This is a genomic window from Streptosporangium sp. NPDC002524, assembly GCF_040295985.1.
GTDB lineage: Bacteria > Actinomycetota > Actinomycetes > Streptosporangiales > Streptosporangiaceae > Streptosporangium.
Genome location: NZ_JBEOWK010000025.1, coordinates 93,675 through 107,172, shown reverse-complemented (window position 1 = coordinate 107,172; position 13,498 = coordinate 93,675). Strand labels below are relative to the sequence as shown.

12 protein-coding genes are annotated in these 13,498 nt (G+C 71.2%); 8 read left to right on the top strand and 4 right to left on the bottom strand.

All coding sequences use genetic code 11. The features are described 5' to 3' along the window. Positions 1–19: 19 nt before the first annotated feature. Entirely contained in the window at positions 20–838 is an 819-nt protein-coding gene (locus tag ABT053_RS33825) for an isoprenyl transferase (protein ID WP_350974687.1), read from the bottom strand. Continuing rightward, on the bottom strand, positions 777–1,571 hold the full coding sequence (gene recO / locus ABT053_RS33820; protein ID WP_350974685.1) for a DNA repair protein RecO: 795 nt from the start codon (positions 1,569–1,571) through the stop codon (positions 777–779). The genes ABT053_RS33825 and recO overlap by 62 nt, the downstream gene beginning before the upstream one ends. Before the next feature lie 171 nt (positions 1,572–1,742). Here recO and ABT053_RS33815 point away from each other — a divergent pair, with 171 nt between their 5' ends. The 5 genes from ABT053_RS33815 (at position 1,743) to rocD (ending at position 6,835) form a co-directional block, all read left to right on the top strand. Continuing rightward, the gene (locus tag ABT053_RS33815) at positions 1,743–3,317 is read left to right on the top strand and encodes a CDP-alcohol phosphatidyltransferase family protein (RefSeq protein WP_350974683.1); all 1,575 of its coding nucleotides are present in this window, start codon (positions 1,743–1,745) and stop codon (positions 3,315–3,317) included. Continuing rightward, a complete protein-coding gene (locus ABT053_RS33810; protein WP_350974681.1) occupies positions 3,314–4,024 on the top strand; it encodes a DUF5941 domain-containing protein in 711 nt (236 codons plus the stop codon). Before ABT053_RS33815 ends, ABT053_RS33810 begins: the two co-directional genes overlap by 4 nt. A gap of 136 nt (positions 4,025–4,160) precedes the next feature. Further along, positions 4,161–4,658, top strand: a complete 498-nt coding sequence (locus tag ABT053_RS33805) for an Lrp/AsnC family transcriptional regulator (protein WP_344920783.1) — start codon at positions 4,161–4,163, stop codon at positions 4,656–4,658. 133 nt (positions 4,659–4,791) lie between these two features. Beyond that, positions 4,792–5,592, top strand: a complete 801-nt coding sequence (ddaH, locus tag ABT053_RS33800; RefSeq protein ID WP_350974679.1) for a dimethylargininase — start codon at positions 4,792–4,794, stop codon at positions 5,590–5,592. Position 5,593: 1 nt separating this feature from the next. Beyond that, positions 5,594–6,835 (top strand): ornithine--oxo-acid transaminase, encoded by a 1,242-nt coding sequence (rocD, locus tag ABT053_RS33795; protein ID WP_350974677.1) that lies wholly within the window; start codon positions 5,594–5,596, stop codon positions 6,833–6,835. Positions 6,836–6,913: 78 nt separating this feature from the next. Here the strand turns inward: rocD and ABT053_RS33790 are convergent, their stop codons facing one another. Continuing rightward, positions 6,914–8,482 carry an alkaline phosphatase D family protein gene (locus tag ABT053_RS33790; RefSeq protein WP_350974675.1) on the bottom strand — a complete coding sequence of 523 codons (1,569 nt, stop codon included), beginning with the start codon at positions 8,480–8,482 and terminating at the stop codon, positions 6,914–6,916. Between the two features lie 258 nt (positions 8,483–8,740). Here ABT053_RS33790 and ABT053_RS33785 point away from each other — a divergent pair, with 258 nt between their 5' ends. After that, a complete protein-coding gene (locus ABT053_RS33785) occupies positions 8,741–10,030 on the top strand; it encodes a Glu/Leu/Phe/Val family dehydrogenase (protein WP_350974673.1) in 1,290 nt (429 codons plus the stop codon). A 79-nt stretch (positions 10,031–10,109) separates the two neighbouring features. Here ABT053_RS33785 and ABT053_RS33780 read toward each other — a convergent pair whose 3' ends face one another. Beyond that, on the bottom strand, positions 10,110–10,598 hold the full coding sequence (locus tag ABT053_RS33780) for a MarR family winged helix-turn-helix transcriptional regulator (RefSeq protein WP_350974670.1): 489 nt from the start codon (positions 10,596–10,598) through the stop codon (positions 10,110–10,112). 89 nt (positions 10,599–10,687) lie between these two features. On the opposite strand from ABT053_RS33780, the gene ABT053_RS33775 reads away from it, so the two are divergent. Beyond that, the gene (locus ABT053_RS33775; protein ID WP_350974668.1) at positions 10,688–11,776 is read left to right on the top strand and encodes a substrate-binding domain-containing protein; all 1,089 of its coding nucleotides are present in this window, start codon (positions 10,688–10,690) and stop codon (positions 11,774–11,776) included. A 102-nt stretch (positions 11,777–11,878) separates the two neighbouring features. Beyond that, the gene (locus ABT053_RS33770; RefSeq protein ID WP_350974666.1) at positions 11,879–13,306 is read left to right on the top strand and encodes an APC family permease; all 1,428 of its coding nucleotides are present in this window, start codon (positions 11,879–11,881) and stop codon (positions 13,304–13,306) included. Positions 13,307–13,498 lie beyond the last annotated feature (192 nt).

Here is a 13,498-nt window from a genome sequence, read left to right as displayed (position 1 = left end):
CGTCACCCGGAACCTAACATCATTCCGTGACGGCACCCGGGACACCCGAGGCGTCCCGCGCGGACGGGACCGCGTTCGGCACCGCTCCCCCGTACCTCCTGTCGCGCTTGGCGTACGTCTCGCACGCCTCCCACAGGTCGCGGCGGTCGAAGTCGGGCCAGAGGCGGTTGAGGAAGACCATCTCGGCGTACGCCGTCTGCCAGATCAGGAAGTTGGAGATCCGCTGCTCGCCGGAGGACCGTACGAAAAGGTCGACGTCGGGGATCTGCGGCTCGTCGAGGTAGCGGGCGAAGGTCTCCTCCTTCACCCGGCCCGGCTTGACCCGCCCGTCGGCGATGTCCTGCGCCAGGCGCAGGGCGGCGTCGACGATCTCGGCGCGGCCGCCGTAGTTGACGCAGAACTGCAGGGTCAGCGTGGAGTTGCCCTCGGTCATCTCCTCGGCGTCGCGCAGCTCCTGGATGACGCTCCGCCACAGCCGCCCGGGGCGGCCCGCCCAGCGAACCCGTACGCCCATCGCGTGGAGCTGGTCCCTGCGGCGGCGGATGACGTCGCGGTTGAAACCCATCAGGAAGCGGACCTCGTCGGGGGAGCGCTTCCAGTTCTCGGTGGAGAAGGCGTAGGCCGACAGGTAGGGGACGCCGAGCTCGATCGCGCCCTCGATCACGTCGAAGAGCGACGCCTCGCCCGCCTTGTGGCCCTCGGTGCGGGGCAGGCCGCGCTGCTTGGCCCACCTCCCGTTGCCGTCCATCACGATCGCCACGTGCCGTGGCACGAGGTCACGCGGGATCGGGGGCGGGGTGGCGCCGGAAGGATGGGGGACGGGCGGGCGGACGTTCACTTGGCTGCTCCCTTTCTACGTGTCGAAGAGAGCGTATGCCGTGTTCGAGGTGCCACTGGAGATAGGCCGCGACCAGGCCGCTGCACTCGGCGCGGTGCCGGGCGACGGAGGCGTCGGCGGTGAGCCAGTCGCCCTTGAGCAGCGCGGTCATCAGGGCGAGGGTCTCCCCCTCGGGCACCGCCGCGCCCGCCGGGCGGCAGGTCCCGCACACCACGCCCCCGGCCACGATGGCGAAGGCGCGCACCGAGACGGCCTTGCAGCGGGCGCAGGCCTCCAGCGCGGGGGCGTATCCGGCGACGGCGAGGGAGCGCAGGAAATAGGCGTCCAGGACGAGCCTGGCCTCGTGCTCGCCCGAGCCGAGCGTGCGCAGGCCGCCGACGAGCAGCAGGAACTGGCGGAGCGCGGGCTCCTTCTCCCCCATGACCAGGCGGTCGGCGGTCTCCAGCATCGCGGTGCCCGCCGTGTAGCGCGGGTAGTCGGAGACGAGCGGCTCGCCGTAGGACCGGATGGTCTCAGCCTGGGTGACCATGTCGAGCGTGCGGCCGGTGTGGAACTGGAGGTCGACGTGGGTAAAAGGTTCGAGCCTGCCCCCAAATCGTGATGTTGTCCGCCGGACCCCCTTGGCGACGGCCCTGATCTTGCCCATCCGCCGGGTCAGGACGGTGACGATGCGGTCGGCCTCGCCCAGCTTGTGGGTGCGCAGCACGATGCCGTCGTCACGGTACAGACTCACCCGCACAGTGTAGTGGGACCGTCCACTTGGCAGAGGTGGAACCATGATCAAACGACACGGATAGATCACCGGTGCGTGTTGTTCACCTAAAACTCACTAAACTTTGGCCTCTGGCGAAATGCCGCCCCCGGTTACACCGCCTCCACACCCGTCTCCGCATGAAAGGGTGCCATGCCCCGCGTGGTCCTGCTGGGCTCATCGCCCGGCCCCGATGCCGCTCCCGGCCAGGTGACGCCCGCCGCGTTGACCCTGCCCGCGCTTCCCGGCTGCCCCACGGTGATCGGCAAGCTGCACGGCCAGCTCGCCTCGCTCGACCCCGAGCCGGTCACGATCGTCCGCTCGGGCGACGCCGCCGCCCACCGGGGCTTCCCCGGCAGCCTGGTCGAGACCTCCGACCTCGCCGGCGACCTGCGCGCCGTGGCCGACGCGGTCGAGGGCGCCACCGAGAACCTGCTCTTCCTGCCGGCCAACTCGCTGATCCACGACGAGCTGATCTACCAGATCACCAAGTCGAAGCGCGGAGCCCTCGCGCTGATCACCAAGGAGCCGCGGGAGGAGGACGAGAACGGCGACGTCATCGTCCCCGACGTCCCGATCGACGAGGCGCTGCCCGAGATCGGCGACCGGAGGCTGGAGGGCCTGCCCGTCCGGGTGCGCGCCCGCAAGTCCCGGGTCATCTCGGTGGGCTCGGCCTTCCACGGCGTGACCAGGCCCAACTCGGTCCTGCTCGGCCCGCTGCACCTGCACCACAAGCACGCCCCCCTCCTCGCCGAGGCCGCCCGCGAGCTGGCCGACATGGCCCACCTGCTGGGCCCCGACGACGACCTGGTCCAGCTGCTGGTGCTGGGCCTGGTGCGCAAGGGCGTCTCCGTCGGCATCCGCGGCCGCCGCGACCTGTTCTTCCGCCGGGTCTCCACTCCCGAGGAGGCCGCCGAGGCGCTCGCCGAGATGTCCACGTTCAACGAGGACAAGGCGCGGCTGAACAACGCGGTGAAGGGCGCCGACGGCTTCTTCACCACGTACTTCGTCAGCACCTACTCCCGGTTCATCGCCCGCTGGGCGGCCAGGCGGGGGCTCACCCCCAACCAGGTCACGCTGATCTCGATCGCGCTGGGCGTGGCGGCGGCGCTGTGCTTCGCCACCGGCGAGCGGGCCGGGATGGTCGCGGGCGGCGTGCTGATCTACTTCGCGTTCGTGTTCGACTGCGTGGACGGCCAGGTCGCGCGATACGCCCGCAAGTTCGGCGTGCTGGGGGCGTGGCTGGACGCCACGTTCGACCGGTTCAAGGAGTACGTGGTCTTCGCGGGCCTGGCGGTCGGCGCGGCGGTCTCCGGCGTGGGCGACGTCTGGACGCTGGCGCTGATCGCGCTCGGCGTGCAGTCCATCAAGCACCTCCTCGACTTCTCCTACGGCGCCGCGAACCGGCGCAAGCCCCCGTCGCCGCTGCCCTCGGTGGCGCTGTCGGTCAGCGCCGACACCGGCCTGCGCCAGGCGCTGGAGGAGCGCAAGAACGCCAGGACCGGCGGGATCCGCAACCTGCTGAAGATCTGGGGCAGGGCCGGCAGATACCGTACGGTGCACTGGGCCCGCAAGATGATCGTGTTCCCCATCGGTGAGCGCTTCGCCGCCATCGCGATCGTCAGCGCCCTGTTCGACGCCAGGATCACCTTCCTGACCCTGATCATCTGGGGCGGCATCGGGGCCGCCTACTCGCTCACCGGACGCCTGATGAGGTCTCTCGCATGATCACCCAGCCGCAGACCATCCCCGCTCCGGACCCGTACGAGGAGCGGCTGCGCGTGCAGACCGCGCGGCTGCTCGCCTACCGCGACGACGGCCCGCTGGTCACGCTGCTGCGTGACAAGGTCGGCCCCGGCCTGCCCCCGGTGCCCGCCTCGCTCGCCGCGCTGCTGGCGATCGTCGCGATGGCCGTGACCGGGATGCTGACGAACGGGCCGATCCTGCTCGTCCCGGTGCTCGTCATGATCGTCCTGGTGCTGCCCACCGCGGCCCGCGACCACCTCGGCAAGCTCGACTGGCTGACGCCGCCGCTGATCCGGGGCACCGAGTTCCTCACGATCATCCTCATCGGCCTGACGGCCGACGCGCCCAAGTGGCTGCTGTACGTGCTGATCTACGTGATCGGCTACCACACCTACGACACGGTGTACCGGACGCGGCAGAGCATCTGGCCGGCTCCCTGGGTGTTCCGGGCCGGGCTGGGCTGGGAGCTGCGGCTGCTGCTGATCGGCGCCGGTGCCGCGCTGGGCGTGCTGACCTGGGTGCTCGCCGCGCTCACGCTCTACCTCGGCGTGCTGTTCGCGGTGGAGAGCGTGACGAGCTGGGTCGGCCTGGACAAGCAGACGGCGAACGCCGCCCAGGCGAGCGACGACCTGGAGACCTCCCCCGAGGAGGCCCAGGAGCAGGCCACCGGCGAAGCCGACCAGACCTGACCCGTCCCGAGTCTCACGGGCGGAACGGCGAATGCCGCCGGGCGGATCATCCGCCCGGCGGCATTCGCGTGTCCGGGCCGCGCGGCACCGCCGCCCACCGCGAACCCGCGCCGATCCAGGCGGTATACAGGTCTGCGTGGAACTGGACAGGCTGGATCGCGACATCATCGGGGCCCTCGTCGAGGACGCCCGCGCCACGTACGCGGAGATCGGGCAGCGGGTGGGCCTGTCGGCGTCGGCGGTGAAACGCCGGGTGGACCGGCTGCGCGAGACCGGCGCGATCACCGGGTTCACCGCCCGGGTGGAGCCCGCGGCGCTCGGCTGGACCACCGAGGCCTACGTGGAGCTGTTCTGCGCGGGCAAGACCTCGCCGTCGGAGATCGGGGTGGCCGTCGGCCGCCATCCGGAGGTGGTCTCGGCGTGCACCATCACCGGCGAGGCCGACGCGCTGCTGCACATCAGGGCCACCGACGTGCGGCACGTGGAGAGGGTGATCGAGCGCATCGCCGCCGAGCCGTTCGTGGTGCGGACCAAGAGCTCGATCGTGCTCTCCCGCCTGATCGAGGCCCCCCTGGTCACCTCGCGCAGCGAGCCGTTCATCGCCCCGCACAACGAATCGACGTTCCTGGCCTGAAGCGCGCAAGAAACCCGCGTCAGCGCGCAAACGCGGCCCCTTGGCCTGCGAGAACGCTGTTCCTAGGCTGATGGCACCGCCGTCGGAACCGTGACGGCGGCTGTCACCACGACCTTTACCTGCGGGGTTATCCATGACGAGGCACTACCTCATGTGTCGGCCCGACCACTTCGCGGTCGAGTACGCGATCAACCCGTGGATGCATCCCGAGTCCGGCGCCGACCGCGAGCTGGCGATCAGGCAGTGGGAGGCGCTCAGGAGCGCCTACGAGGAGCTCGGGCACCGCGTCAGCCTCATCGACCCGGTGGAGGGCCTGCCGGACATGGTCTTCGCCGCCAACGGCGCGCTGGTCGTGGACGGCCGCGTGTACGGCGCGCGGTTCACCCACCCGCAGCGCGCGGCCGAGGGGCCCGCGTACCTGAGGTGGTTCGTCGACCACGGCTACGAGCGGGTCCGCGACGCGGCCTTCACCAACGAGGGCGAGGGCGACTTCCTCACGCTCGACCACCTGGTGCTGGCCGGGACCGGGTTCCGGACCGACATCACCGCGCACAAGGAGGCCCAGGAGTTCCTCGGCCGCCCGGTGGTGACGCTGCAGCTGGTGGACCCCCGGTTCTACCACCTGGACACCGCACTCTTCCCGCTAAACGGACATAACGTGGCATACTTCCCAGGGGCCTTCTCGCCGGGGAGCCAGGAGGTGCTCCGCAACCTCTTCCCCGACGCCGTCGTCGCGAGCGAGGACGACGCGGCCGTGCTCGGCCTCAACGCCGTCAGCGACGGCGTCAACGTGGTGATCAACGCCGAGGCCGCCGACCTGCAGCTCGAACTCAAGCGCCGAGGCTTCGAGGTCATCCCGGTGGACCTGTCGGAGCTTCGCAAGGCGGGCGGCGGGCCCAAGTGCTGCACGCTGGAGATCCGGGACAGTGCCTGACATGACGTCCACAGACCAGGGAGGGGCGCGGATGACCGGCACCGACGACTTCATCGAGCTGAGCGAGCGCCGCAGCGCGCACAACTACCACCCCCTGCCCGTCGTGATCCACGAGGCGCGGGGCGCCTGGGTGGTCGACGTGGAGGGCAGGAGGTTCCTCGACTGCCTGTCCGGCTACTCCTCCCTGAACTTCGGGCACGGCAACCCGAAGATCATCGCGGCGGCGCAGGAGCAGCTGTCGCGGCTCACCCTGACCAGCCGCGCCTTCTTCCACGACCAGTTCGCCACCTTCGCCGCCGGGCTGGGCGACCTCACCGGCAAGGACATGGTCCTGCCGATGAACACCGGCGCCGAGGCCGTGGAGACCGCGATCAAGGTGGCCCGCAAGTGGGGCTACGAGGTCAAGGGCGTGGCCGCCGAGCAGGCCAACATCATCGTGATGGAGGACAACTTCCACGGCCGGACCACCACGATCGTCGGCTTCTCCACCGACCCCGACGCCCGGGGCGGCTTCGGCCCGTACACCCCCGGCTTCAGGATCGTGAAGTACGGCTCCGTCGAGGCGATCCGCGAGGCCGTCGACGCCGACACGGTCGCGGTGCTGCTGGAGCCCATCCAGGGCGAGGCCGGGGTGCTGGTGCCGCCGGACGGCTACCTCACCCAGGTCCGCGAGCTGTGCACCGCGGAGAACATCCTGATGATCGCCGACGAGATCCAGTCGGGTCTCGGACGCACCGGCGAGACCTTCGCCTGCGACCACGAGGGCGTCGTCCCCGACATCTACGTGCTCGGCAAGGCCCTGGGCGGCGGCGTCGTCCCGGTCTCGGCGATCACCGCGAACGAGGACGTGCTCGGCGTGATCAGGCCGGGGCAGCACGGCTCGACCTTCGGCGGCAACCCGCTCGCCTGCGCGGTCGCCAACGCGGTCGTCGAGCTGCTCGGCACCGGCGAGTACCAGTCGCGGGCCAGGGCGCTCGGCGAGGTCATGCACGAGAGGCTGCGCGGCCTGATCGGCCACGGCGTGATCACCGTACGCGGGCGCGGCCTGTGGGCGGGGGTCGACATCGACCCGTCGCTGGCGAGCGGGCGGGAGGTCTCCAAGGCGCTCATGGCCCACGGCGTGCTGGCCAAGGACACCCACGGCTCGACCATCCGCCTCGCCCCGCCGATCGTCGTCTCCGAGGAGGACCTCCTGTGGGCGGTCGACCAGCTCGGCGCGGTCCTGGAGGAGCTCGCGAGGTGACCCCTCCGGTGCGGCCCGCGCCGCACCGGAACCCCCGCTCCCCTGAGCGGCTGGGCGGCTGGGCGACGCGGGGGTCCCCTAGTGAACGGCGGAGTCCTCCAGCTCCACGACGGTGATCTCCGAGACCTCGGTGCCCGCGGCGGTGTCCCAGCGGACCGACGTGGGGGCGGTGTCCAGGGAGAGGATCGCCACCGCGTTGGAGAACCACGGGCCGTTGGTGATCCGCCACTTGAACGGCGGCTTGGGGATCTTCGCCGAGCGGGAGAGCGAGCGGCCGATCAGGCTCGCGATGCCGAACTGGGCGACGATGTTGGCCAGGCGGAGGGTGCGGCTCAGCGGGTTGCGGATCGGCGAACAGACCAGCTGGTAGATGGGGAGCCCGTGGGCCTTCGCCACGTAGGAGTAGTGGACGTCGCCGGAGAGCATGATCACCGGCTTCCCCAGCCCCATCAGCAGCTTCGACAGGTCCTCGAACGAGCGGCGGAAGGCCGCCCAGTGCTCCAGGTCGACGGCCTGGCGCAGCGCCTCCGACCAGCGGGCGACGGTCTTGCCCCAGGCGCCCTGGGCGAGGGCCTCGTTCCAGTTCTGGATGTGGTGGATGCCCGCCGGGAGCAGGAACGGCACCGAGGAGCCGATCACGAAGCGCTTCGCGCCGTCCTTGCGGAGCTGCTCGGTGAGCCACTCCCACTCCACCGGGTCGATCATGCGCCGGTCGGTGGGGTCGAGCTGGCGGGAGCAGCGGGAGTCGAGCATGATCAGGCGGGTGTCGCCGAGGTCGCGGGCGTAGCTCCACCGGCTGTCGGCGGGAACGTCGTAGGCGTGCTCGGCGAAGACGTCGAGCGCCTCGGCGCCGTCCCCCTCGGCCGCGCACACCTTGCTGAGCACCTCGTCGGAGGCGCGCTCGGCCGGCGACATGTTGCCCAGGTGCTGGTAGACCCAGTAGGCGCCGATCCCGGAGACCACCCGGTGCCGCCACCAGGGGACGTCCTCCATCGCCGTACGCCAGGAGATGGAGGTGTTGAAGTCGTCGCGCAGGTCGTGGTCGTCGAAGATCATCGCGGTGGGCACGGTGGAGAGGAGCCAGCGGATCTCCGGGTCGGTCCACGCCAGGCGGTACAGCTCGGCGTACTCCTCGAAGTCGGCGATCTCCTTCTTCGGGTCGGTGTCCCTGCGGTCGGCGATGAACTTCAGCATCTCCGCGGACGGCTCGTCGGCGTAGACCTGGTCGCCGAGGAGCAGCAGCAGGTCGGGCCAGCGCTCGTCGGGCGCGTCCGGCAGGGTGCCGCCGTACGCGCGCAGCACGTCCACCCCGTGGGAGATCGTGTAGACGAGGTCGTGCGGCACGCTGGTCCGGCAGGAGCCGAACATGACGCGGTTCGGGCCGTCCGGGCCGAGCAGGCGGATGCGGCTCGGCGGCTGGTCGGGCAGCGGCCACACGGTCTCCCCGCCCAGGCGCACCTCGTAGGTCCCGCCGCTCTCCACGTCGACGAGCGCGTAGTGGTGGCCGTGGACGGTGAACGTCCTGGCCTGCGAGCTCACGCCGCCGACCTCGACCGTCACCTCGCACGGCTCGTTCGTCTCCACCCACACCGACGCGCTCGTCTCGTCGACGTAACGCAGCATCGGCCCGACCACAAGTTCCGGCACTTTCATCCCCTCAACCACTGCACAACGGCAAGAATCCTTGACCGGAGACTGCCATCTTCGCGTGTCCTCTCCAGATTGCCCAAGAGGACGGGCAGGTAACACGCGCCTCCTGGCCGCGGGCTCGCGGACAGGCCCGGTGATCAGTCATCAGAACGAAACACGGCCCGTCCCTGCGGGCAAAAAACCGCACCTAGTCTGATCGTGACCATGTGCCCCGAGTGGAGCAAGGGCGCTCCGCTCACCGTACGGAGGTTTGCCTTGACAACGCTCACGGTGCCGTCGAAGACGCCGGCCGCCACCGCTCCCGTCAGTCCGGGCCGGCAGGCCCTCGACTCCGCGCTGCTCCGGCTCGACCAGGCGGCCGACCGGCTCGAGCTGGACGACAACCTGCGCGCCATGCTCGCCACTCCCCGCCGCTCGCTCACCGTCTCGGTCCCGGTCCGCCGCGAGGACGGCCGGATGGACGTCGTGCAGGGCTTCCGGGTTCAGCACAACACTACCCGCGGCCCGGCGAAGGGCGGCATCCGCTTCCATCCCCGCACCGACGTCCACGAGGTCACCGCCCTGGCCATGGGCATGACGTGGAAGTGCGCGCTGGCCGGCATCCCCTACGGGGGCGCCAAGGGCGGCGTCTCCGTGGACCCCGCCTCGCTGAGCGCCCGCGAGCTGGAACGGGTCACCCGGCGCTACGTCAACGAGGTCCTGCCGATCATCGGTCCCGAGCGGGACGTCCCGACCCCCGACGTCGGCACCGACGAGCGGACCATGGCCTGGATCATGGACACGTACTCGGTGAACGCGGGCTACCCGGTGCCCGGCGTGACGATCGGCGGCCCCGTGACCCCCGGCGGCGCGCCCGACCGGGCCGGGGCCACCTCCCGCGGCGTGCGGGTCGCCGCGCTCAGGGCCCTGGACGGCTCCCCCGAGGGCCGTACCGTCGCGATCCAGGGCTTCGGCAAGGTCGGCGCCCCCGCCGCGCGCTACCTCGCCGACGCGGGCTGCCTCGTGGTCGCGGTCTCCGACCGCACCGGGGCCGTGATCGACCGCTCCGGCCTGGACGTCGACGACCTGCGGGCGTGGTCGGAGGAGACCGGCGGCGTACGCGGCTACCTCCGGGCCGACGCGCTGTCGCAGGAGGAGCTGCTGGAGCTCGACGTGGACGTGCTCGTCCCCGCCGCGATGGAAGGGGCGATCACCGAGGAGAACGCCGGCCGGGTCAGGGCCCGCCTGGTCGTGGAGGGCGCCAGCTCCCCCACCACGCCCGAGGCGGACCGCGTCCTCGCCGACGCGGGCGTCACCGTGGTCCCCGACATCCTGGCCAACGCGGGCGGCGTGATCGTCTCCTACCTGGAGTGGCTGCAGGACATGCAGGCGCGTTCGTGGAGCGCGCGTGAGGTCGACGCGAGGCTGCGCGGCATCGTGGAGGAGGCGTTCGACACGACCGCGCGGGTCGCCGCCGAGTGCGGGATCACCCTGCGCCAGGCGGCCCACGTGATCGGCGTCGGCCGGGTCGCCGAGGCCCACCGGGCGCGCGGGCTGCACTCCTGAGGCCGTGAGGGGGCGTGTCGTGGGTCCTGGAACCGCGGATCGGGGCGCGTCACGGACCGCTCGAACCACCCAGGGCCCGTCACGAACGGCCAGGACCACCCGAGGCACGCTCCGGGAGCGCCGGGGACGGGATCGCCGGGGCGTCGTCCAGGGCGGTGACCAGCCCCTCCAGGTCCCGCATGAGCCGCTCGGTGCGCTCGGTGCCGTAGACGGCCTCGATCAGCCGATGGTGCTCGGCCACCCCGCCCTCGACCCGGGCCAGCAGCTCGGACCCCCGGTCGGCGAGGAAGACCGCGACCTTGCGGCGGTCGCCCGGATCGTGCCCCCGGTAGACGAGGGAACGGTCGATGAGCCGGTCGATGGCCTTGGTCAGCGTCGGGTGCGGCATCAGCACGGCCTCGGCCAGGTCGCCCATCGAGTGCCCCCGGCCGTCGGCGAGGGCGCGCAGGATGCGCCACTGCTCGACGGAGACGTCCTGGGCGGTCACCGCGGCGGCGAGTCCCCGGTTGACACTGCGCTCGGCCCTGCTGAGGAGGTAGGCGAGCGAGGATCCCAGCCCGGTCGTCACCACATGGAGCTCCCGTCTGCGTCACGATCCGTGTCCCGTCCGACTAACGGGACTGCCGTACCCATCCATTCCGGAGGATACTCGTCCCTGTGGCAGAAGCCATCACACCCGTCATAGAACCCCTGGAAGCCCAGCTGCTCCCGGGTGAGGCGCTGCGCGTCGGGCTGGTCGTGCCGATCTCCGGCGTGCTCGGCCTGGTGGGCCCGTGCGCGATCAACTGCGCGATCCTCGCCGCCGACGAGGTGAACTTCGCGGGCGGGATGCTCGGCAGGCCGGTGGAGCTGGTCCTGGTCGACGGCGGCCGTCCGGCGGCACAGGTGGCCGCCGAGGTGGCGGGGCTCGCCCGCTGGGGCGCGATCGACGCCGTGGTCGGCACCCACGGCAGCGACGTCAGGATCGAGGTGGTGCGGGCGCTGGCCGGGAGGGTGCCGTTCGTCTACGCGCCGCCGTACGAGGGGGGCGGGCACGCGCCGGGGGTCTACTTCCTGGGCGAGACCCCCGCCCGCCAGTTGCGGCCCGGCCTCGACTGGCTGGTCGAGCGCCGCCGGGCGCGCCGGTGGTTCCTGCTCGGCAACGACTACGTCTGGCCGCGCCTGGTCCACGGGGCCGCCCGCCGCCACCTCGCCGCCCGGGGCGTCGGCGTCGTCGGCGAGCTCCTGGTGCCGTACGGCACGCGCGACTTCTCCCCGATCCTGGAGAGGCTGGTGGCCGCCCGGCCCGACGCGGTGCTGCTCAGCCTGATCGGCAGCGACCTGGTCGCCTTCAACCGGGCCTTCGCGGCGGCCGGGCTGTCGTGGCCGAGGCTCTGCGGCGCGCTGGAGGAGCACGGCCTGCTCGGCATCGGCGGTGACGCCACCGGCGAGCTGTACGGGGCGATGGGTTACTTCGCGAGCCTGGTCACCGACGACAGCCTGAGCCTCGGCGAGCGCTACGCCCGCCGGTTCGGCTCGACCGCGCCGCTGCTCAACGGGCACGGGCAGGGCTGTTACGAGGCGGTGCTGATGCTCGCCGCCCTCGGCTCGCGCGCCGGGACGCTCGCCGTGCCCGAGGTGGACGCGATCGCCGACGGCACCTCCATCGTCACCGCGCGGGGGCGGCTCACCCTGCGCGGGCACGGGGTGCGGCGGCAGGCGCACATCGGCCGGGCCGACGGGCTGGACTTCGACATCGTCCGCTAGGAACGTGTCGGGTCAAAATCGGATAAAAACTTCCGACTGAAAACTTTTCCTTTGCAAAGAAAGGTCCTAGTGTACGGCTGCAGCCACTTCAAGGAGCCGTACATGACAACCGAGCCATCACTGGAGCAATTCGGGTACCGACAGGAACTCCGCAGGTCACTGAGCTTCACCGACCTGCTCGTCTACGGCCTGATCTTCATGGTCCCGATCGCGCCGTTCGGCATCTTCGGCGGCGTCTTCCAGGCCTCGGGTGGCATGGTCGCCCTCGCGTACGCCGTCGGCATGGTCGCGATGGCCTTCACCGCGCTCTCGTACGCGCAGATGGCCCGCGCGTTCCCGATGGCCGGATCGGTCTACACCTACGCGGGCCGCGGCATCGCCGCGCCCGTCGGCTTCCTCGCCGGGTGGGTGATCCTGCTCGACTACGTGCTGGTGCCCGCCCTGCTTTATCTCATCGCGAGCGCGGCGATGGCCTCCTTCGTGCCGGTCATCCCCGTCTGGGGCTGGCTGATCGTGTTCGTGGTGCTCAACACGGTCGTGAACTACACGGGCATCCAGATGACCGCGCGCATCACGAAGATCATGCTGATCGGCGAGCTCATCGTGCTGGCGATCTTCATGGTCATCGGGGTGGTCGCCCTGGCCCAGGGCAAGGCCCAGGCGGGCGCGCTCAGCCCGCTGTTCGACTCCTCGACCTTCTCCTGGTCCCTCGTCTTCGGCGCGGTCTCGATCGCGGTGCTGTCCTTCCTCGGCTTCGACGGCATCTCGATGATGGCCGAGGAGAGCCGGGAGGACACGCGGCGGCTCGGCAAGTCCATGGTCGCGGCGCTGGGCCTGGCCGGGGTGCTGTTCATCGCGCAGACCTGGGTCGCCGCGCTGCTCACCCCCAACCGGGCCGACCTGCTGGCCAACGGCGACCCCGCGGGCACCGCCTTCTACGACATGGCCGAGTTCGCCGGGGGCCACTGGCTCAGCGTGCTGACCGCGGTCGCCACCGCCATCGCCTGGGGCTTCGCGAACTCCCTGGTCGCCCAGGCCGCCACCTCTCGCCTGCTGTTCGCGATGGCCCGCGACCGCCAGCTCCCCTCCTTCCTCGCCAAGGTCCACCCCAGGCACCGGGTGCCCGTCAACGCCACCCTCGTGGTGGCCGCGGTCTCCCTGGTCGTCGGGCTCTACCTGACCACCCGCGACGACGGGATCACGCTGATCAGCGGGCTGGTCAACTTCGGCGCGATGACCGCCTTCCTCGCGCTGCACGTCTCGGTGGTCGTCCACTACGTCGTGCGCCAGGGCAGCCGCGACCTGTGGCGCCACCTCGTCGCCCCGGTGCTCGGCTTCGCGATCCTGCTCTACGTCGTGATCAACGCCAGCATCGCGGCCCAGACGCTCGGCGTCGTCTGGTTCGTCGTCGGCCTGGTGGTGCTCGGCGTCTCCTACGCCACGGGCCGCCGTCCCACCCTGGCAGGGCTCGTCGACGACACCCCTGACGCGCCCGGCACGTCCGCGCCCGACACGGCGCGCAAGCCCTGAGAGCCCACGACCCCCGTCCCCGTCCCACCGACCCGACAGCATGCGAGGGCAGAACCGTGTTCGACATCTTCCTGGAGGTCGAGGAGGGGCTCGGCTCCCTCCTCCCCGGCGCGAAGCGTGGTCGCCCCCCGCTCCCCGCGAGAGGCACGCGCTTCTCCGTGAGGGGCATGCGATTCGCCGTGAGGGGCATGC